This is a genomic window from Portibacter lacus, from assembly GCF_021533215.1.
GTDB classification, from domain to species: domain Bacteria; phylum Bacteroidota; class Bacteroidia; order Chitinophagales; family Saprospiraceae; genus Portibacter; species Portibacter lacus.
Genome location: NZ_JAJNKA010000015.1, coordinates 27,548 through 49,224, shown reverse-complemented (window position 1 = coordinate 49,224; position 21,677 = coordinate 27,548). Strand labels below are relative to the sequence as shown.

Genomic DNA, 21,677 nt, shown 5'->3' with positions numbered 1-21,677 from the left:
TCATATAAAATCACATAAGATAAAAAATTTAAATGCAATTCACCGGCTACTTCTTGCCAATTAAGTCAGCAATAGGCACTATTTGATAATACATATCTCCTATACCTTCATATAGAATGCCGATATGATCATCATCTACTCGCGTCAGACATGAATATCCATAAGACTGATTTTCATGTAGATTTATTTTATTTTCAATGGGCCATGTCTTGCCTTCATCAAAACTAGTCTGTATCGTGATATTCGTTCTAGAATTAGGTCTATTGGGGTTAGAAAAGAAAAGTATATTTTTCCCATTAACTTCAGTTGCAATAAGACTACCCATACAAACAGATTCATTTAAAGCGCGTCTGGAAGAAGGATGTTCAATCCATGTTTCACCCATATCTCGAGTAATAAAAACAGATCTCCCATTCAGCAATTCTTTACGACTTATTGCATTCCTATTGTCTCTCATATTCAACATGAGACTCCCATCAGACAACTCTACCACTTGAGCTTCAGTAGTTTCTGATTTCGCACCTGTTCCAACTTTCCAAGTTTCACCTCGATCTTTGCTATAAATTATCGTGGAGTGAGGAATAGCATTATGGTCTTTATATTGAGCCGCAAACACTAATGTACCATCCTTCATCGTAATACCTTTTCCTGGACCATCTAAGAAGAGGTTCCATTCCGGATCTTTAATCTGTGATGTGATATTTATTGGATCAGACCATGTTAATCCGTCATCGTCACTTTTAGCAAGCATAAACTGTCCAGTTTTTTCGATAGACATTCCTGCTTCTGATCCAGCCCAAGCACTTTGGCCTTTCTTTCCATGCATCCACAGAGCTGCTGCCCAGATCGTTCCTGTTTTTCTATCGACTAATACTGCAGGATCACCTATGCCGTTTTCTTCTTCAGACAATCCATTATAAGTACCCATATCCATTATGATCTTCATCGCTTCCCAGGTCTGTCCCCCATCCGTGCTTCGGCTCATTCCGATGTCTATGTTTTCCTGTAAGTCCTTAGACCTATTGTATCTAATATCATATACCGCGATAAGTGTTCCATTATTACTTGTTGCTAATCCAGGTATTCGATAGGTATCCACATTATCGTCAAACTTCCTTCTAACAGCAATTCCTGCTCTGTGTATATAATCAGGATCTGAATTCTTTATATGTTTTATGCTTCCATCCGTCATGTTGATTTTGGAGATATTTGCTTTGATTTTATTGGTCAATTTTATCTCGTCTTTCACATCGATAGTAAGCCAGAAATGTAAGTCTTTAGAGGTCAATGTTTGATTCCCTTTAACCTCTAATTGTTCTTTAATCTCATTTGAACTACCGAATAAAACAGGATTTTCGAAAGTAGAGGAATCTGTAGTGTAAATTTCCACTTTCAGGATATCCTTTAAGTCCGTAGATCCATCAAAATTAACTTCAATGCTTTCCACTGTATTCTTCCCTTTTACATTGACATTCTTGTCACTTGTGATATTCAGCTTTACTATTTGATTCATATCAACGTCCCCAAAAACAGGCATTTTAATATAAGTAGAAGTGGCTTGCCAATTGTCTACTTGCCCGAAACTGTCAGAAGTATTGAAGAAGGTAAAAAGACTTAAAATGAATAAGTGAATGTGATTCATGTGTTATTTATTTTTATTCGTATTATTTTCAATTAATTCAAAAGTTTTCCAGCATTGGTACATGGCTCTAGGAACATGGAAGCATCCCTTCCATTTGCCACCCTTAAGATCCAAAAGAGGTTCTCCTCGTCGATTCAAGTAGCCGAACCATTCATCATAATCCTGATCGGGAAAGTGAGACCATGTATAATCATGCACTTTATTATACCAATCCAGTAACTCTTGATTTCCTGTATGATAGTATGCCTTGCTTAAAGCAATTAATGTTTCTAGATGAACCCACCACAGTTTCTGATCCCATTCTAATTGTTGAGGTGGATGACCTTTAATATCTAGGAAGTAAAATATTCCACCATATTGATCATCCCAACCGAATTCCAACAGATTTATAATTATTTCGCAACATTTATGGATCAACTCTTGGTCATTACGTTTTTCTCCGATATCCATCATAAACCACATGGCTTCTAATCCGTGCCCTGGATTAATCAGTCTGCCTTCGAAGGTGTCTGATAAAGAACCGTCTTGATTCACATTTTCCAGAATCAATCCCGATTCCGGATCGAAAAACTGATTCATAACTTCATGTACACTGTAATCTATCGTTCTTTCTTGTTCTTCAGCATCCAGTACCTCTGATAATTCCATCACTAGATTAGACAAAATCATCGGAAGCGAAAAACTTTTTAAAGGTCTAGCAGAAGTTCTCTTCTCATACTTCCCTTTAGGATTGTTACTTCGTCTAATAATATTGTGATAGGTTGCACGAGCGATATCTATGTATTTTTGGTTCTGAGTTGCTTTTCCATACTGTGCAAAGGCCATCGTCGCAAAACAGTCCGAATAAATATTATAGGGTTGAACTAATGCTTCTCCCTCTCGTGTGGTAGAAAAATAAAAATTGCCTTCAGCATCCCTTCCGCATTTCAAAAGAAAATCTATTCCGATTCTGGCTATATCTAACCACTTTTCGTTTTCAGCTACATTGTTATATAAAAAGGAAAACATCCATACTTGCCTGCATTGTAACCAAATAAACTTATCTGTATCAAAGATGTCTCCTTTTCGATCAAGGCAAGTGAAGTAACCACCAAATTCATGATCAATTGAATGGTTCTCCCAGAAGGGAATAACATTTTCTAGAAGCGTGTCTTTATAAAGTGAAGAATGAAGCATAAATATTCAATATGTTATACATAATACAAATATATGAAATATTATTCTTAATATTGATATTAATTAGAGAGAAATTAAAGTATTTAAATTGGGACAAACTCAACTAAACCTGGTCATTAAGGCACGATTTACAATGTATAAAAGTTAAATACTTTTACTTAGAACCTATTCATATGGAATTAGACAAGATTAAAGCAGTTGATACGCTATCATTAGTTGATAAGGTAGAACATGAATTAATGCAATACTTTAAAGAAAACAACTATAAGCCTGGTGACCCGATCGCTAAAGAATTGGATCTTTGTGATGCACTTGGTGTTAGCCGGACTGTAGTGCGAGAAGCTCTTCTAAGGTTGAGAACACTAGGATTTATCGATTCCAAGAAGCACAAGGGGATGACCTTTAAAGAACCTGATATCATTAATAATTTTGAACGGATTATGGATCCCACATTACTGGGGCAGAAAACGCTCAAGAGTTTATTCGAATTACGACTTATTCTCGAAATGGGAATGGCTGATTTTCTTTTCGAATATAAGACGCAAGAAGACTTAGATGAATTAGAAGAAATCGTTAGACTAGAAGAGGAAACAAGCTATGATAAAACCGCATTTGAATTAAACAAGGAAATTGCCTTTCATGGTAAGCTCTACAAAATATCCAAAAACACAACACTTCAGCGATTTCACGGACTTTTGCTTCCTGTATTCGAATACCTATACCAACAAGAAGAATTCACTAAAAATTCAACTTACGAATATACTGCAGGACAATTCGTATCACATAGAATGCTTCTGAACAATCTGAAAGTGGGTACACCTGAAACATTCAGAGGTGCGATGAGGCGTCATTTAGAACCTCATTTTGACAGAGCATTCTTCAAAAAAAAGAGGACTTAATTTAAGTCCTCCTGCTCTCACTTTCTAAAAATAGAAATTCTTATTTTTATACACTTAATATCCTGTTGTTTGAGCTAAATCTGGATTTCGACCGATCATATCTTCCGTAATAGGTAGTATCAACTTGTATTCATCTCCAGCACTTAAATACTCTACATTTTCTATCACATAATTATCTCCAGCTCTTCTAAGATCCCACCATCTTTTACCTTCCGCTATGAACTCTTTATACCTTTCCTTCAAGATTGCATTGGCATTCTCAGAGACTAATTTAGAAACATAAGCATGAGTGCTTTCATCATAGTTATCGGCGTATGCTCTTTGGCGAATAAGATTAATTTCTGCAGATGGGTCTTGACCCAAATTATTCTTTGCTTCCGCGATTAACAAAAGGACATCTGCGTATCTATACACTGGAACATCATTTTCAAATATTCTGATACTTCCGTCTACACTTCCAAGAAACTTATTCAATATGGCCCCAAAGTACTTTTCTGAATTATAACCAGGATATCCTTCTCCATCCACATACAATCGAATAAATGTTTCATTTCTTCGATAATCCAAAGAATCATCAAGTACAAGTAAGGTTTTCTCACTCGGCCCTAGCCTATTCGAACCACCGATGATAAAATCACTCATCGAATTACCTTCATCATCAAATTGAGGATGAATCTCCGTTGTCCTTCCTGTAAGAGAGTTATAAAAATTACTCGCTTCATCTTGCTTATACTGAAGTGCAAAAATAAATTCCGAATTGTTTTCATTTTCAACACCCCAAAGTTCACTAAAATGCTCCACTAAACTCACTCCCGATCCATCAGCAACTTGGTTCAACGCAGTCAAGGCTTCTGTGAAATCACCATCTCCGCCTCCAAGTAATTTCCCAGACCAAATATAAACTTCCCCTTTTAGTGTTAGACTTGCCGCTCTAGACCAATAGTTCTTATTGTTATTCCAAAAGCTAAAATCTGTCCCAAATGCTGCAAGAGATAATTCTAAGTCACTTTTAATCAAATCCATTACTTGAGTTTCCGAAGATCTAGCTTTACTTAACACACTCGGATCGAAATCCGAAACCGGATTCGTTACGATAGGAACTTCCCCCCAAGTTTTCAACAATGTGTAATAATACAATGCTCTCAAGCCATATGCTTGGCCTATCATATGACTTTTTTCACTTTCAGATACAAATTCTATTTCAGGGACATTGGCTATAAAATCATTTAATTTATGAATTGCACTATATAAACCTGCCCACCCACCAAAAGGAGCAGTGGTAACGGTAATATTGGATTCAATTAAACTTATATAACTCGGTGATTCGAAAGTCTGTCCTCCCCATAAATCACTTCTTATTTCGCCAAGCAACCACAAGGTTCCTGCACTTCCCCTAAGGGTGCCATATAGTCCCGTATGTGCTGCTCTGGCACCGTTTTCCGTGTCCCAAAACCCCGCAGAAGTAAGTTCACTTGGGCTGGTTAGTGTGAGTTGTTTCTCACAGGACGCGAAAACCAACAGACTCAATAAAATAAATATGTATTTTTTCATCTTAGTTCTTTTTTTGATTAAAAATTAAGGTTAAGTCCGAATGTATAGGTTTTAGGAAGCGGAAAATCTCCAGCTCTCCAACCTCCTACTTCGGGCGTATCACCACTGTATGATTTAAAATAATGGAGATTACTTCCAGTAGCATAAACCATTAGATTCTTAGCGACTCCTCGAAAAACATCACTCCCAAACTGGTAACTAAGGGTCACTTCTCGTAAAGCCAGATAATCACCTTTTTCCCAAAATCTACTATTCACTACACTTTCACTCCCTCTGAAAATATTCTTCTGGGCATCTACGAAAACATATCGTGGTAAATCTGTATAGGTATTTTCAGGTGTCCAACTATTCAACACTTCAATAGGTTGATTCAAGTTACCTTGGGTTTGAGCCCATCCTTTTCCTCTGATATGATTATATATCATGTGACCAGCAGCATAATCTGCTTTCACATACAAACTAAACCCCTTATACATCAAATTAGAAGTAAAACCACCAACAATACTAGGAGTTGTTCTTCCTATAACTTGTCTATCCAGACTATTAATCACATTGTCATTATTTACATCCACCCAAGCTACATCACCAGGATATCTTGTAAAATGATCGGGCAGCAAAACATCTTCTCGTTCGGCATGCTCATCTACTTGTTCTTGATTTTGATAAATATAATCTTGTACATAAGTAATGATCAAATCACCTCCATAACGCTGTCCTTCTTGCAGTCCTCCTACCCACTCTTCTTCGCCTGTATCAGGGTTGTAAATTAGTGTACCTCCTTGACGATTAAACTCATTATCATTTTCAGGAAGTTTCACCACGTAATTTTTATTCTGAGTAAAAGTTGCTCCGATATTCCACTGTAGATTTTCGCTCCTAATAACATCTGCATCGATTCCAATTTCAACACCGCGATTTCTCAACACGCCATTGTTCGTTGTAATTGATGAAAAGCCAGTATAATAAGGTAAAGTTAGTTGCGCCAATTTATCATTGATGTCTCTTGTATAGAAATCAGCAATAATTCCGATTCTATTCTTCATTAATCCTAGGTCGAATCCAGCATTTAAGGTTGTAGATCGTTCCCATTGCAAATCTAAAACAGGGAGCCCTGTATTAGCATAACCTGTCTGGCCATCATAAACACCTTGTGATCCATATGCTCCATAAACTCCATAGTTACTTAGTACGCCTACATTACCATTCACACCATATGAAACTCTTGGCTTAAATTTAGAAATGATATTAGCAATACCTGAATTAGCAAAAAAGTCTTCGTTGTGAACATTCCATCCGACGGACACACCTGGAAAGAAATCATATTTATTATTGCCTAACCTCGAACTGCCATCATTTCTAAAAGTCAAACTGACTAAATATTTGTTTTGGTAATCATATAAAAGTCTACCGAAAGTAGATAGGATTAAATACTCAGTTTCAAATGAAGTAGGAATTCCTCTGGCTTCAGAGCCGGCATTCAATGTTTCTATTAAATCTGTAGGAGAATTTCTAGTGGCCGCAGAACTAGTAAAATAGTTATCTTTGAAATATTCACTTCCTACTAATGCATTAAAATTATGATTTCCAATTTCTATGTTATAATCTGCTGTTGCAGTTAACTGATTCCTCAAAGTTCGAGCAAGCGAAACAGAAGCATCTCTAGTGGTAATTAAGGTATTTCCATTTAAGTATGCTTTATTAAAACTTTCGTTGTGATTATTTATTGCAAAATGACTTCCTTGGAAAGAAAGTGTCAAGTTGTCAATAACTTCCCAATCTACTCCAACAGAAGCAGATAATCGTTGTTCCAGATTGTTACGAATAGCCTTATCTTTGTAGTATAAAGGATTTCCGAACCCCGAATTAGTACCTTGATTTAAAATAGTAGACAAGGAACCATCTGGATTATTATTATACGTTCTTGAAGTAGGAGGCTGACCTGCAAATCTTCTAAACACAGTATTATCAGCTCCCAAAGGACTAGTATTCAAACTAGAATGAGCGTATAAGAAATTAGAATTTACCTTAAGATTTTTCCTCAAATAGTAAGAACCTGAAAACTTACTGGAGTATCTTTCAAATCCAGAACCAAGGATTAAACCATCATTATCAAGGTAACCAAGACCGAGGTAGTAATTCCCGTTTTCATTTCCACCATCAAAAGAAACATAATGATCTTTAGCACGGCTATCTTGGTAAATATTATCATTCACAGGGTTGTTCAAAAATAGAATTTCTTTAGTGGGGTCTACTGGATCTTGAACGGTACTCCATCCTGGCTGACTTAACAAATATTCATTCTCTGGAGTTAGATACTGGGTTGTAAATGGTGAATTTGTTGTATTTCCACCTGTAGCAAATCCTGTTGCTCCGTGTAAGAATCCAGCGTCAAAATTATTCCTTCCTGAAGCTTCATTATAATACAACACACTTTGTCTGTTATAAGTTATGAAGTCTGCCGCCTCTAAATATTGTTGATCATTTCTTTCATTATTAATACTATATCGGAACTTATAGTTGACATTAGTCTTCCCTAGTTTTCCACTTTTCGTCGTAACCAGTATCACTCCATTTGCAGATCTTGCACCATATATTGCAGTAGCTGCAGCATCTTTCAACACTTCTATGGATTCAATATCATCTGGATTCAAAGCGTAAAAACTACCTGGAATACCATCTATTAAGATCAATGGTGAATCACCTCCACTAAAGTTTGTACCACCTCTTAGAACAATCTGCGGAGTAGATCCTGGCTGCCCAGTCGTATTCGTAACTCTTAATCCGGGTACGGTTCCTTGTAGTGCTGTCGCTGCATTTGATCTCGTAGAGGTCTCTAAAATTCTGGTGTCCATTTTTGCAATCGAGGTGGTTAACTTTTCCCTTGATTGCGACCCATAACCTGTTACCACGACTTCATCAAGTGAATTTGCTAATGGACTCATTGAAATATTAAAAACAGTACGATCCGCAATTTCTAATTCTTGTGTGATATAGCCTAGAAAGCTGACCACAATGACATCCTCCTTTAATGCAGTCATTGAAAATTTCCCCTCATAGTCACTTTGAGTTCCAGAATTACTTCCCTTGATCAAAATATTTGCTCCGGGGAGAGGTAGATTGTTCTCATCAATTACAATTCCACTAATATTTTGTTGTTGCGCAGAAAGACTTAGGCACCCTAGCAACAAGTAAGCTATAGTAGTTCCAAGTCTAAAATTGGATAAAAGTTGATTCCCTTGGGACAAACTCTGGTATTTTATTTGTCTAAAAAAATGTTTCATATCTAAATGATTTATTATAGTGAAAGAATTACATTGTATTATGTATTACATATAGGGTCAAAAAAAAGATTAGTTTTATTTACTTGAAAAATTAGACTCCGTCAATCCGGCACTTTTAAGTTTTTTATTAATTTCTAAGATATTATCGTCAGCAAGTGAGGTATGTGGAAATCTCGTAGGCCCACAATCCACTCCTAACGCTCTCATGTAACTTTTTCCTGCCCCATTAAATCCGCCATAGCCATCTAAGATATTAACAAACTTAATTGCTTTACTTTGCATCTCCATTGCAAGTTTGTATTCCTGATTTCCGAATGCTTCCATAATGCTTTGATAAAGGGGTGCAATATGGTTATACGTACTTCCGACCCATCCATTTCCTCCGAGATTCAAGCTATTCATCAGCATTTCATCTATACCAAAATACATTTCATATTTTTCAGCCAAGAGATCGTTGTATAACACACACTCCTGATAATCAATAAAATCGTTATTGGTAAATTTAATCCCTTGGAAGGTTGGTATTTCTTTAACTGCAATTTCTACAAAGTCTCGCATCTTAAAATTAGCTCCAGAGAGTGCTGGGATATGGTAGTAATAAAAAGGTACATTAGGTGCAGCTTCAGCTATCTGTTTGCAATACAAAACCAAATCTTGAATGCGCTTCAATTTGAAATAATAAGGAGGCAGAACCGCTATTCCATCTACATACTTACTGGCATGGCTTGCCAATTTCCTAGCTTCTCGAAGTGAATTATGGCCAACGTGATTTATAATTTTAAAGTCCTCTTTTGAATAATCAGACCACTTTTCAATGAGCTCCATTCTTTCCTTGTCAGTTAGTGATACGAAGTCTCCGGTCGATCCGTTAACAAAGACTCCTTTAATTCCATTTGTCATCAAAAAAGGGGCATATTGATCAATAATCTCAAGGTTTAGGCTCTGATCTGCTTGCATTGGTGCATAAACTGCTGCTATTAGTTTCATATGTTGTATTATGTATTACATAAGCAAATGTATAAAAATTAATCCCTTTTGCAAATTTTATTTAAAAAGAGTGCTTAATCATAACTATAGATTTCTTTATCATAGGAACTAAATGGTGTTTCCTAATACACAGATTCGTGCAGGGGTGAAAAGCCAAAACGCTCAAGCTCACTAATTATATTTACCTAACCTAACTTACGAATATCTGGACTTATCACTACGGCATGATCCATAATATTATCTACTTTTTCTTAGACCGTTTTAATGAGGATCACTCCATGATTGTTTTATTTGTAAAGCGAATTGCCAGATATACATACGCTGGTTAAAACTAAAATTAGATAAAAGAGGAATTTCATCTTAAGCAAACTAAGACAATCTAATCTATTGCAAAATCAAGCCTAACTGATCTGTAAATTTTAACCTTGGACAAAAATTAAGACTCGGAAACTACCGCAGATAATGCGCCATCCATGTTTTTCTCACGGACAATAACTCTTTTAATGATTCTCAACTTATGAGTGTACTTCCCTAAGTCACTATTATAGATCCCATGATGGTCAAAGTAATCTTGTCTTACTTTGCCATATGCATGAAGAATCTTAGATTCTTCAATGATCATTCCTACATGTACGATGTTGCCTTTCGTGTCTTCGAAGAAAGCCAGATCTGCTGGTTGAGCATCACTTGGAAAATCAACAAGTTCTCCTAAGGCTATCTGCTTATCTGAATCACGTGGAATTCGAATTCCTGCCAGCTTGAAAATCATCTGAATCAAGCCCGACCCATCTATTCCGAAGGGAGAACGCCCACCCCACTGATATGGTGCATGAATATATTTCAATCCTAGCTTTACAAGTCTATACTCATCTAATTCTAAAGTATCTGCGAAGATAGCTTGACCACTATAAGTCATTTTTCCGAAAGGCATCTTACAACTGATTCCATCAAATCGAGGAAGTGTTGCTCCAATGGTAACAGGTATACTGAATTCTGCACCCATCGCTCCTTGAACCAGTTCTAATGCAAAAGCTGCATGCTCTTTATTCTTTTCGAAATCCTCCTCATCTATTAGGTGAATCTGCTTCGCATCGATCCAGCCTACGTAATTATCCCATTCGGTTCTAACCTTATACCAGTGCTTTCCCTTCCGATCCAAGATCATAGCTTGCTCTCCAATTAACAATTGAGAAACTTGTTCTTCAGAGTGGCTAGGTCTAGCACGTAAAGGAGCTATCGCCACTATGCAAATTGCAAATGGATCCTCACTTTGAATAATTTTCTTTCCGTACTTCTTCGGCATTGAATTCAATATGTTCTATAATAGATTAACAATAATGATTCCAAAACCCTTAATTATTGCTCCTCTAGCACAATAAAACAGAGGAAAAAACTATTTTTGCATTGATGAAACTGGTATATTCTATTATTATTCTGTCTGTGTTATTATCCTTGAACAAGTTAAGTGCTCAGGATCAACACTTTTCGCAATTCTTTGCAGCACCTTTAAATTTGAACCCGGCACTTGCTGGATCCTATGACGGATCCTTCCGAGTCGGCGCTATTTATCGTGATCAATGGAGGGCAGCTATAGAAAATAGTATCTCTACTTACGGTGTGGGTGGTGACTTACGTTATGAAATCCCATTCACCAATAAAAAGAATCCAGATTTCGCATCTGTAGGTTTTCAGTTTTATGGAGATAATGCCGCGCTCTACGATCTGAATACAAACCAACTATCTTTGTTTTTCGCCTATCATAAAGCTTTAGATAAAAGGACAAGGCAATACCTTGGGTTAGGTTTCCAATTAGGTCTAGCTCAGAAGAATATCAATTATGAAGACTTACAATTCGGCGATCAATTTAATAATCTAGATGCTTTCGACTTAGAAACTTCAGAGCAATTACCTGTGAATAATTTTGCTTATGGTGATTTTGGAGTCGGTCTACATTACACGATATCTCCTTCTAAGTATTTCAATTTTAACACGGGTGTTGCACTAGCACATTTTCATACGCCTAACATTTCGTTTTTCAAAAGTGTAGATGCGATCAATCCTGACCTAGAAAAGGAGAGTAACTTACATATGAAATACAGTGCTTATCTAAATACCGAATTTCGAGTTTCGGAACAATTAAGAATTACACCAAGAGTTCTTTTCCTAAGTCAAGGACCACATTTAGAATTAAATGCGGGATCAGGCTTTAGAATAGCGCGAAATGAAGCTGCCAAACAAGCATTTCATGTTGGTGCTTTTTTGCGACCAGTCCGAGATGTTGAAGTTTATACTTTAGACGCATTAATCTTGCTAGGTGGATTCGAATATGATAATATGTTGATCGGATTCAGCTACGACCTAAGTTTACGAGACTTAATCAATGATCGCCAAGGTATCGGTGTTTTTGAGTTCAGCATTTCGTATATTGGAGAATATGAAAATGATTTTAATTTCTGTCCTACTTTTTAAATTATCATGACTGCAACATATCTTAAAGAAGCTTGTATCGAAACGGTAGATGAAGCCTTATCTGTTATTGCTAATGGAGCGAACAGAGTTGAGTTTTGTTCTCGGCTAGAATTGGATGGACTTACACCGGACATCGAAGAAGTTAAGAAATTGATGCAGCAGACTGATATTCCGATTATGGTGATGATTAGACCTCGGGGTGGAAACTTCGAATATAATTCGGATGAAGTAGAGCAAATGAAACAGGAAATCCTTGAATTTAAAGCAATTGGGATTCAAGGTGTTGTGTTTGGAGTTTTAGAAGGTCAATGTATAAATGAGGAATTGACCAGAGCACTTGCCCAACTTGCCTCACCGTTAGAAGTTTGTTTTCACAAGGCTATTGATGATGTGGAGGACCCAATTACGGCAACTAAAACACTGAGTCAAATTCCAGAAATCACTAGAATTCTTACCTCTGGTCAGAAAAAAACTGCTTGGGAAGGTAGAGCAACATTAATGCAAATGAAAGATGCGGCTGGCGAGCACTTATCCATTATGCCCGCTGGAAAAGTTACATCTGAGAATATAGGAAAGCTTCATGAATTACTTAATGCAAAAGAGTATCACGGTAGAAATATCGTTATTAAATAACTAATACTAAAAATTATGATTCAACCATGGGTATATTTCTGGTTCTTCGCAGTAGTCATTTACATCATCGGAAAAACCATTAAAGACCGGACTTTCAATATAAGTTTAGGAAATAAATTCTTTGTCCTCTCCCCGATGATTCTTACCAATCTTATTGCACTTGTCCTTGGTTCTGTGGCAACATATCTGATGCTGACGAATAACTATAATTTTTAATCCTTTACCAACAGTTCATCCATACCAGCATCAATCAGTTAACCTATATTTCACAATTTCAGTTGAAGTACACATATAAAATATGAGTGTCTGCAGCCAGGTTTTCGTTGCAACAAATTAATTAGCACCTTAAAACATTGACCTAAAAAAACTTAGGTTAGCGCATTAATTCCAAAATTCTTCAATTTTCACTTTTAATAAGTAAGCGACATTTAACCAGAATTATCTAGTGACGATGATTTAGAAATAGTCTACCTATCATATAATCCTTCTACCAATGAATAGATTCTTCTCTATTGTATTTCTCTTTTTTATGGTTTCCGCAACCTATGCGCAGACACTAAGTAAATTTGAATTCTTCCAAATTGACCCTAAAGCGACAGCTCAACATAGAAACGCAGCTCCGATAGATCGAGCACTCATGTACAAGTTGGATAAGAATTTCACGAGATCAAGCAGGTCAAATAAAGAACATATGAATCTAGTGGTACCTACATTCGAAGGATCAAAATCATTAATATTAAAAAAAGTTAAAATCCTGAGTGATAACTTTAGGGTGACCACAGAAACGGGAGATGTATTTACAGAGGGTGAAAATTACGTATTCTATCAGGGTTATATAGAAGGAAATGAAGCAAAATCGATTGCAGCGGTTAGCATGAGAGGGGAAGAAATAGATGTATTAATTTCTGATCAGACTGGCGATTTCCAGATTAACAGATTCGATAAAACCCATTACGTCGGTTTCTATAATAATGAATTAAAGGAGCAGCAAGAATTTATATGCTCCACGAACGGTATCAAAGAAAATCAAAATGTAGTTCCTAAAGTTGGGACCAATAGAGCACCATCTTCAGATTGTGTAGATATCTATTTCGAGGTGGACTACTCTGCATATAGCAAAAAAGGTAAGAACCTCTCAGCGACCACAGATTGGGTGGTGAATCTTTTCAATCAAGTTTCACTCCAATACAATCGAGTAGGAATTTCAATCAAAATTTCAGAGATCATGATTCATACGAGTTCTGATCCATATGTAGGCTTCAGCGGAAGTGAAAATGTATTATACGAATTCAAAAGGGTGAGGTCAATTTCGGGATTTAACGGAAGGCTCGCTCACTTATTATCAGGTAGAAGTTTAGGCGGTGGAGTTGCATGGCTGAATGCTTTATGCAGCACGTACAATAATTACGCGGTTAGTGGTAACTTGAATGGAGGCGTTGTTGCTTATCCCAACTATTCTTGGAACGTGATGGTTATTGCCCATGAAATGGGTCATAATTTTGGCTCACCTCACACACAAGATTGTTCATGGAATGGAAACTATACGGCAATCGATGGTTGCGTGACAACGCCAGGATCATGCGGACAACCACCTGTTCCCGAAGATGGAGGAACGATTATGTCCTATTGCCACTTGAATGCTGTAGGTGTTAATTTATCTAAAGGATTCGGACCTCAACCAGGTGAACTAATCTATAATAAATTTATCAATGCAGATTGTATTCTAAGTCAAGACTGTAGTGATGTTCCTCCGATAAATGATGAATGTCTAACAGCCATTGAGTTATTTCCAAGTATCAGTTGCATAGAATGGACTTATGATAATGTATACAGCACTGCAACAAGTAACTTAGGTGCATTCTCATGTGATGCAACAGCGAATCCGAAGGACGTTTGGTTCAAGGTGACTATTCCTACTTCAGGGAAAGTGAATATAGAGACATCAACTATTAATGGTGGTCTAGACGATCTTGTAATCGAAACGTATACTGGTGATTGTTTCGGGCTGACATTGTGGGAATGTGACGATAATTCTGGTGCAGGTAATCAGGCATTACTTAACATAGATGATATCAGTAAGGCTGGTCAAGAAATATACATTCGAGTTGCTGATGTGGGATCGAATGATTCTGGCGAATTTAGTATTTGCGCCTACACTGAAGAAACGCCATGCAATTATGCATTAACGGACTCATTATTGAGTTTCTATAATGCCACAAATGGTGATTCATGGACGAATAAACAAGGTTGGGAAGATGGATTAAATAGTGGTGATTGTGATTATTGTCAATGGTATGGTATCATTTGCAATAATAAGGCGGAGATCATCGGAATAAACTTGAGTAATAATAACCTTAGTGGCTATCTCTATTCTTCTATTGATACTTTTTTCAAATTGCAAACAATTAATTTATCTAATAATTCAATTTCAGGAGGGCTTCCTACAGAAATAGAGAATCTGACAAGTCTACAAACCTTAGATATTAGTCACAATAATTTCAATGATACCCTTCCGGATGCGCTCAGAAATATGAGAGGGCTAAAGCATTTGGATGTTAGTAATAACCAATTTTACGGAACAACTCCACTCTACTTTGGATTTTATCTAAGCAACTTGAATTATCTTGATTTCTCTAGTAATAATTTATCTGGATGTTTTGATTCTTCATTAAGCAATTATTGTAGTATAAATTTCTTTTCGATGTCTGGCAATCCATTAATGCCCTACAGCGGTGATGTCAGTTTGATGTGCAGTGATGGATTTGGAGTGGACTCTGATGGTGATTCACATTGTGCTAATGTGACGGATTGTAATGATAATGAAGCAGATTCTTTTGATGGAAATCCTGAAATCTGTGATGGGATCGATAATGACTGCAATGGAATAGTGGATGATGGATATTTAGGATTGCAGAATGTATATTTAGGATTAAGCACAGACTGGATGGATGAAAATAACTGGTCGTTAGGCCATATTCCGTTGCCCTGTGAAGAAGTGATGATCGGAATGGATGAATCGATTAGGGAGGTTATCATTCCACCCAACACTTATGGGATAATAGTCAAAGGAATTAAAGTAGGAAGCAATGGTACTTTCACCGTGGGAGTTAATGCTTCGTTAGAATTATCATCCACAGGTGTTATAGTAAATCATGGTACATTAAATGCATATGGATACATCTATTGTAACAAAACGGATAAATCAATTCCTTATGCGATTAGAAATTATGGTGATATTTATATTGTGGATGGTGGATTTAGTTTTAACAATCAAACTGGGAGTGTGATTATTAATGAGCTCGGTGGATATATTCAAAACAAGGGTGATCTGAGCATGTATATGCATGAACCGGATCCAAATCTAAATGCTGGTATTGTTAATTATGGTATCATAGAAAATCATAGGGGCATTAATATTTATGGTGAATTTCAGATCGGGCCATTGGTGTTAAAAGCAAATTCTACTTTTACCACGAAGGCCACTGGGCAATATGATCGGATAAATATTTCAAATTAATGCACACTGCTAATGGCTCACAGCTCACCGCTCTCCAAAATTTTCCCGCAGATTATGCAGATTTCCGCAGATTAATACTTTTGATTACTAGGACTCATAACTTAAAATTTACCAGCTTTCTCGTTTCCCCGAAAAACTAAAACTAATAACTTCTTGCTTTTTCTCAGAATGTAAGTTCAAGTTCCTTTCAATAGCTCAAAGCTAACGGCTTACAGCTTATCGCTCCCCTAAAATTTTCCCGCAGATTATGCAGATTTCCGCAGATTAATACTTTAGATTACTAGGGCTCATAACTTAAAATTTACCAGCTTTCTCTTTTCCCCTAAAAACTGAAAACTAAAAAGTAAAATCTTCTTGCTTTTTCTCAGAATGTATGTTCAAGTTCATTTCAGTAGCTCACAGCTAACAGCTCACAGCTTATCGCTATGCTAAAATTTCCCCGCAGATTATGCAGATTTCCGCAGATTAATACTTTTGATTACTAGGACTCATAACTTAAAATTTACCAGCTTTCTCGTTTCCCCGAAAAACTAAAAACTATAAACTAAAATCTTCTTGCTTTTTCTCAGAATGTATGTTCAAGTTCATTTCAGTAGCTCACTGCTAACGGCTTACAGCTTATCGCTCTCCTAACACTTCCAACACTTCATCACCATCCCTACCCTTCACATAACTCCAAGCATCATTACCTTCTTTATCTTTGTGCCTTGGATTAGCACCAGCATCAAGCAATAACTTTATACATTTCACTTGGTTATTTTTGTTCTCTTCTCCTCCTCTGAAATAACCGTGTATCCCATAAAGTAAAGGTGTCGCTCCGAAATCATGATCCGATACATCTATGTCTACTGGAAATTCTAATAACGCTTCGACCAATGTATCTTGACCAGTCCATGCTGCCCAGTGCAATGCCGTAGCACCATGATATCCTACATGCGCAAAATCGGCACCTTTGTCAATTAAAAAATGGGCGATTTCCGTTTGGTACAGTCCGATAGCTGCTAAAAGTGGCGAATCTTCTTTCCATGTTCCATAACCATTGACATATGCACCTAACTCTATGAACAAACTGATCATCCCTAAACCCAATGATTCAGATATCTTAAGTCCATGAATGCTCTCCGAAACAAACTGAATAGGATGGGTTTTATGTTCTTTCTGATCTCCTGAGTAAATTGCTCGATTAACTACAGCCCTGACCTCTTCAGGATTATTTTCTAAATAATCTAATTCCCCTCGTAATATGTATAATTCTAGTGATTGCATTATTCTCCTCCTTCTGGCCCATAAAATAATACCCAAGTACTAAAATCATTAGAAAAGTCAACAAAGCGATGTTCGTCACCCGCAGGAACAAATAAAAAATCACCCTTCTCTACTCTTTTCATTACTTCATTATGCACAAATGCACCTGATCCCGCCGCAATTATATAAACTTCATCTCTAGTATGAGGAGATTGCAAGTCCACCTTGTCTGGTTGATACATTTCTACAACAAGGCTTCCATGCTTGAAAACCTCAAGAAAGGGTGACTCCACCTCCTTAAGCTCTTCAAGCACTTTGCCTATTGTTAAATGATTCATTTTCCTATAGTAAACTCTTAAATCTTGGTCTTCTTGGTGCAACATCACCTAATCGCTCTTTCTTATTGGCTTCATAGGCACTGTAATTTCCTTCGTAGAAAACCACATCACCTTCATCCTCGAAAGAAATAATGTGTGTTGCTAATCTATCGATAAACCATCTATCATGCGAAATCACAAGAACACATCCTGCAAAATTATCAATAGCTTCCTCCAGTGCTCTCAAGGTATTCACATCAATATCATTTGTAGGCTCATCCAGTAGAATAACATTTCCACCTTCTTTCAGTGTTATCGCCATATGCAGTCTGTTTCGCTCTCCACCGGAAAGAACTCCTACTTTTTTCTGCTGATCGGCTCCTGCAAAGTTGAATTTGCTGACGTATGCTCTAACATTGACCTCCTTACCTTCTACTTCTATAAAGTCATTACCTTGTCCTACCACTTCGAAGATTGTTTTCTCAGGAAGCAGATCTTCGTGCGATTGATCAACATACGCAAGTTTCACCGTTTCACCAATTTCTACACTTCCTGAATCGGGTTGCTCCTCACCCATTATCATTCTGAATAGAGTGGACTTCCCTACTCCATTCGCACCTATAATACCAACGATCGCATTTTTAGGAATCGAAAATGATAAATTATCTATCAACACTCGATTATCGAAAGACTTGGTCACATTATTTAAGTTGATTACGGTGTCTCCTAACCTAGGACCTTTAGGAATAAGTAATTCTAATCTTGCCTCTTTTTCCTTAACATCCGCATTACTCATCGATTCGTATGCATTCAACCTTGCCTTACCTTTCGACTGTCTTCCCTTTTGTCCCTGACGAACCCACTCTAACTCCTTTTTTAAGGCTTTCTGACGTTTCGATTCTGTTTTTTCCTCGTTCGCTAATCGATCAGATTTCTGCTCTAACCAAGAGCTATAGTTTCCTTCCCACGGAATTCCTTCCCCTCTATCAAGCTCTAAAATCCATCCTGCAACATTATCCAAAAAGTACCTATCGTGAGTTACAGCGATAACAGTACCTGGAAAAGACTTAAGATATTGTTCTAACCAATGGACACTTTCCGCATCCAAGTGATTCGTAGGCTCATCTAATAATAAGATATCTGGCTTACTCAATAATAACCTACATAATGCAACCCTTCTTCGTTCTCCCCCTGACAATACACTTACTTTCGCATCATCTGGTGGACATCGCAGTGATTCCATCGCCACTTCTAGTGTGTGATCTAAATTCCAAGCATCTAATTGCTCCATTTTCTCACCGATGACTCCTTGTCTTTCAATTAATGCATTCATCTCATCATCTGACATCGGCTCAGCAAACTTTGCATTAATGGCTTCATATTCATTAACTACATCTACGATGTGCTGTACACCTTCTTGCACAATCTCCTTAACAGTTTTATCTGGATCCAATTCCGGTTCCTGTCTTAGATAACCTATTTTATATTCTCGGTCAAAGGTTACTTTGCCTTGAAAATTAGTATCTAATCCTGCGATAATTTTTAATAAACTTGACTTTCCAGATCCGTTTAAACCTAGAACTCCGATTTTAGCTCCATAATAAAAGGAAAGCCAAATATTTTTTAACACTGTCTTGCTCGGTGGAAATGTTTTCGTTACACCCTCCATTGCAAAAATCACCTTCTTATCTGACATATATATTTTTTGTTTTTAACTTGACTTCAAAGTTAATCGTAAAAGTGGAATTTCCACAACCAATTTAAACCATATGATTTTCGTATAATACAGACCACAACTTATCCATGTCTGTTTTCGAATTATAGGTACTAGTCGCCACTCTTATTGCATTACCACGGATAGAAACATAGACATGATTTGCTTTAAGTGATTTGCCGATTGCATCGATGTCGATATGACCAGGTAATTTTATTCCTAGTAAATGATTACACCGAAATTCTGCATCCTCTATTCTACATCCTATACTTCTAAATGCATCAAGATATGAGGATATTAAATTTTCAGAATAATCTTGGATATTTTGAACTTCCCAAGCATTGATTTGCTGCAAAGCAGTCTGCATCATCGGAACATTGATAAAATTGCTGCTTTCCCCAGCCATATATCGATTAGCATAGGGTTTGTATTCCGATTGATAATTAACGAGATTTTTAAAATCTTCACTGTTTTTTCGATTAGCCCAGTTTTCTTCTATCGGTTTGCCTTGATCAAAGCGTTCACTATAATAACTAAAACCGATTCCATAAGGACCAAAAAGCCACTTGTAACCCACACATACCAATGCATCCGGTTTTATTTCCTCAATATCGAATGGAAGTGCGCCGATAGACTGAGAGCCATCCACGATCAGTAAAGCATCATGCTCATCACATGCTTTTCTGAATGCTCTTAAGTCGAATTTTGTTCCGTCGGCCCAGTGGACATGACCGCAAGCTAACAATAATGTATCTTTATCTATGGCATCGATGATGGCTTCGTTCCATAATTGACCTCGATTTTCTATCGATTCTTGTGGACTGACGATTCTTATTTCTAGATTATGTTCTTTAGCCACGCGATCCCATGAATAGTAATTAGAAGGAAATTGTCCCTCGGGAATTACGATGTTTTTCTTACCGTTAATATTGAGATTAGATGCTACATTGGCCAGTCCATAAGATGCTGAAGGTGCAATGGCAATTCGCTCATGATTCTTAAGATTAATTACTTGAGCAAATGATTTCTTAAGATCTTCTAATGGTTTAAAAAAGGAAGATGGGTCGATGAGATATGGCTTACTCATGGACCTCACGGCTATGACACCTGCCATTTCTACTGACTTAAGATTGGGTGACATGTAGGAATTATTCAGATAATGTACATGTTCGTCGATTAGAAAAAGATCTTTTTTACATTCTAGCATTCGCTTTTTTCCCAAATATAAAAAAAGGAGCCCGCTCTAACCAACGGACTCCTTTAAAAAAATTCTCACTTTTACTATTTAAACCATTACTTCTTAAATACAACTGGAACTGTATAGATTTCATTCTGCTCTACGTTCTCTGTTTTTAATTTTTTATAGTTCAATTTGCTTTTGATTCTTGCTTCGAATTCTGAGCTAGAAACATTCACAACTACGATTTCATTTTTAGAATTCACGATGAACTGAATGTAAGTTCTCTCGTAATTTTCTTCAATATCACTGATGTCGATAGACTTCACTAACTTTAATATTTCCGCTCTAATTTCAGTCGGATTATCTATAGGAGTTGTTGCTGGTGTGTTAGCATAGGTGTTTACACTTGCGAAGAATGCACATAAAAGAGCGACGAACATTAATTTTGATTTTTTCATTATAATTGTTTTTTATTGTTATTACGTTAATTAAGATTTTTAAACATATATAAATACTTGTCATTCAAGTATTTGTTTTTATATTTTGTAATGATATGGCCATATCGATCTACACTTATAAGACGCTTTTTTCCTTCGATAAGTTGCATGATCAAATGGCTTTACGATGAACGACACGAAAAAAACTACTAACCTAGGAGGATTTAAGACCATAATATTTTAGCCTTTGATCTGAGGATTCTAAATTTTTGTTAATAAAAATATAATGGGTAAAAACTAAGGTCCAACTTTAGAAGTTTGCCATGTTATTTATATAAAATAGTAAAGTATCAGAAATGCATGATAGGTCTAAAAAGTGATGAAATTATATTATCTATCATGGAAGATTCGAAGCCTGTTCAAAGATATCTGTAAAGGCAGATGATAATGTCTATTCAACTTAAGTATGAAGATATTTTGGATAGGAACTGATCGTTAATGAGAGACTCGAAAACATTTAATATTAGAATCGAGAAGAAGAGTGATTCAAGCTATTTTACTTTAACAGGATGTTATTCTGAGTTGGAATGGATAGATACTAATAGGCCCCGAAGCCGAAAAACTAAATA

Annotated in this window: 16 protein-coding genes; 5 read left to right on the top strand and 11 right to left on the bottom strand. The window is 36.6% G+C overall.

Annotation, left to right across the window (positions count from 1 at the left end):
• Positions 1 to 46: 46 nt before the first annotated feature.
• A complete protein-coding gene (locus tag L2586_RS20580) occupies positions 47 to 1,642 on the bottom strand; it encodes a sialidase family protein (RefSeq protein ID WP_235294840.1) in 1,596 nt (531 codons plus the stop codon).
• 3 nt (positions 1,643 to 1,645) lie between these two features.
• Positions 1,646 to 2,818, bottom strand: coding sequence for an AGE family epimerase/isomerase (locus L2586_RS20575; protein WP_235294839.1), 1,173 nt, complete (start codon positions 2,816 to 2,818; stop codon positions 1,646 to 1,648).
• A 173-nt stretch (positions 2,819 to 2,991) separates the two neighbouring features.
• Between L2586_RS20575 and L2586_RS20570 the strand changes: the two genes are divergently transcribed.
• Positions 2,992 to 3,717 carry a FadR/GntR family transcriptional regulator gene (locus tag L2586_RS20570; RefSeq protein WP_235294838.1) on the top strand — a complete coding sequence of 242 codons (726 nt, stop codon included), beginning with the start codon at positions 2,992 to 2,994 and terminating at the stop codon, positions 3,715 to 3,717.
• A 54-nt stretch (positions 3,718 to 3,771) separates the two neighbouring features.
• Here L2586_RS20570 and L2586_RS20565 read toward each other — a convergent pair whose 3' ends face one another.
• The 4 genes from L2586_RS20565 to L2586_RS20550 all read right to left on the bottom strand — a co-directional run bounded on the left by L2586_RS20565 (position 3,772) and on the right by L2586_RS20550 (position 10,839).
• Entirely contained in the window at positions 3,772 to 5,268 is a 1,497-nt protein-coding gene (locus L2586_RS20565; protein ID WP_235294837.1) for a RagB/SusD family nutrient uptake outer membrane protein, read from the bottom strand.
• 17 nt (positions 5,269 to 5,285) lie between these two features.
• The gene (locus L2586_RS20560) at positions 5,286 to 8,549 is read right to left on the bottom strand and encodes a SusC/RagA family TonB-linked outer membrane protein (RefSeq protein WP_235294836.1); all 3,264 of its coding nucleotides are present in this window, start codon (positions 8,547 to 8,549) and stop codon (positions 5,286 to 5,288) included.
• A 75-nt stretch (positions 8,550 to 8,624) separates the two neighbouring features.
• Positions 8,625 to 9,536, bottom strand: a complete 912-nt coding sequence (locus tag L2586_RS20555; RefSeq protein ID WP_235294835.1) for a dihydrodipicolinate synthase family protein — start codon at positions 9,534 to 9,536, stop codon at positions 8,625 to 8,627.
• Positions 9,537 to 9,972: 436 nt separating this feature from the next.
• On the bottom strand, positions 9,973 to 10,839 hold the full coding sequence (locus tag L2586_RS20550; RefSeq protein ID WP_235294834.1) for a C40 family peptidase: 867 nt from the start codon (positions 10,837 to 10,839) through the stop codon (positions 9,973 to 9,975).
• Positions 10,840 to 10,943: 104 nt separating this feature from the next.
• Between L2586_RS20550 and L2586_RS20545 the strand changes: the two genes are divergently transcribed.
• The 4 genes from L2586_RS20545 to L2586_RS20530 all read left to right on the top strand — a co-directional run bounded on the left by L2586_RS20545 (position 10,944) and on the right by L2586_RS20530 (position 16,155).
• Positions 10,944 to 12,005 (top strand): PorP/SprF family type IX secretion system membrane protein, encoded by a 1,062-nt coding sequence (locus L2586_RS20545; RefSeq protein WP_235294833.1) that lies wholly within the window; start codon positions 10,944 to 10,946, stop codon positions 12,003 to 12,005.
• A 6-nt stretch (positions 12,006 to 12,011) separates the two neighbouring features.
• Complete coding sequence (locus tag L2586_RS20540; RefSeq protein ID WP_235294832.1) at positions 12,012 to 12,638, top strand: copper homeostasis protein CutC; 627 nt, start codon at positions 12,012 to 12,014, stop codon at positions 12,636 to 12,638.
• A 15-nt stretch (positions 12,639 to 12,653) separates the two neighbouring features.
• The gene (locus L2586_RS20535; protein WP_235294831.1) at positions 12,654 to 12,854 is read left to right on the top strand and encodes a hypothetical protein; all 201 of its coding nucleotides are present in this window, start codon (positions 12,654 to 12,656) and stop codon (positions 12,852 to 12,854) included.
• 277 nt (positions 12,855 to 13,131) lie between these two features.
• Positions 13,132 to 16,155, top strand: coding sequence for a M12 family metallo-peptidase (locus tag L2586_RS20530; RefSeq protein WP_235294830.1), 3,024 nt, complete (start codon positions 13,132 to 13,134; stop codon positions 16,153 to 16,155).
• Positions 16,156 to 16,773: 618 nt separating this feature from the next.
• Here L2586_RS20530 and L2586_RS20525 read toward each other — a convergent pair.
• The 5 genes from L2586_RS20525 to L2586_RS20505 form a co-directional block, all read right to left on the bottom strand.
• Entirely contained in the window at positions 16,774 to 17,421 is a 648-nt protein-coding gene (locus L2586_RS20525) for an ankyrin repeat domain-containing protein (protein WP_235294829.1), read from the bottom strand.
• The gene (locus L2586_RS20520) at positions 17,421 to 17,738 is read right to left on the bottom strand and encodes a cupin domain-containing protein (protein WP_235294828.1); all 318 of its coding nucleotides are present in this window, start codon (positions 17,736 to 17,738) and stop codon (positions 17,421 to 17,423) included. Before L2586_RS20520 ends, L2586_RS20525 begins: the two co-directional genes overlap by 1 nt.
• Positions 17,739 to 17,742: 4 nt before the next feature.
• Positions 17,743 to 19,413, bottom strand: a complete 1,671-nt coding sequence (ettA, locus tag L2586_RS20515; RefSeq protein WP_235294827.1) for an energy-dependent translational throttle protein EttA — start codon at positions 19,411 to 19,413, stop codon at positions 17,743 to 17,745.
• Between the two features lie 64 nt (positions 19,414 to 19,477).
• Positions 19,478 to 20,638, bottom strand: coding sequence for an aminotransferase class V-fold PLP-dependent enzyme (locus tag L2586_RS20510; RefSeq protein WP_235294826.1), 1,161 nt, complete (start codon positions 20,636 to 20,638; stop codon positions 19,478 to 19,480).
• Positions 20,639 to 20,724: 86 nt separating this feature from the next.
• Entirely contained in the window at positions 20,725 to 21,069 is a 345-nt protein-coding gene (locus tag L2586_RS20505; RefSeq protein ID WP_235294825.1) for a hypothetical protein, read from the bottom strand.
• Positions 21,070 to 21,677: the final 608 nt, after the last annotated feature.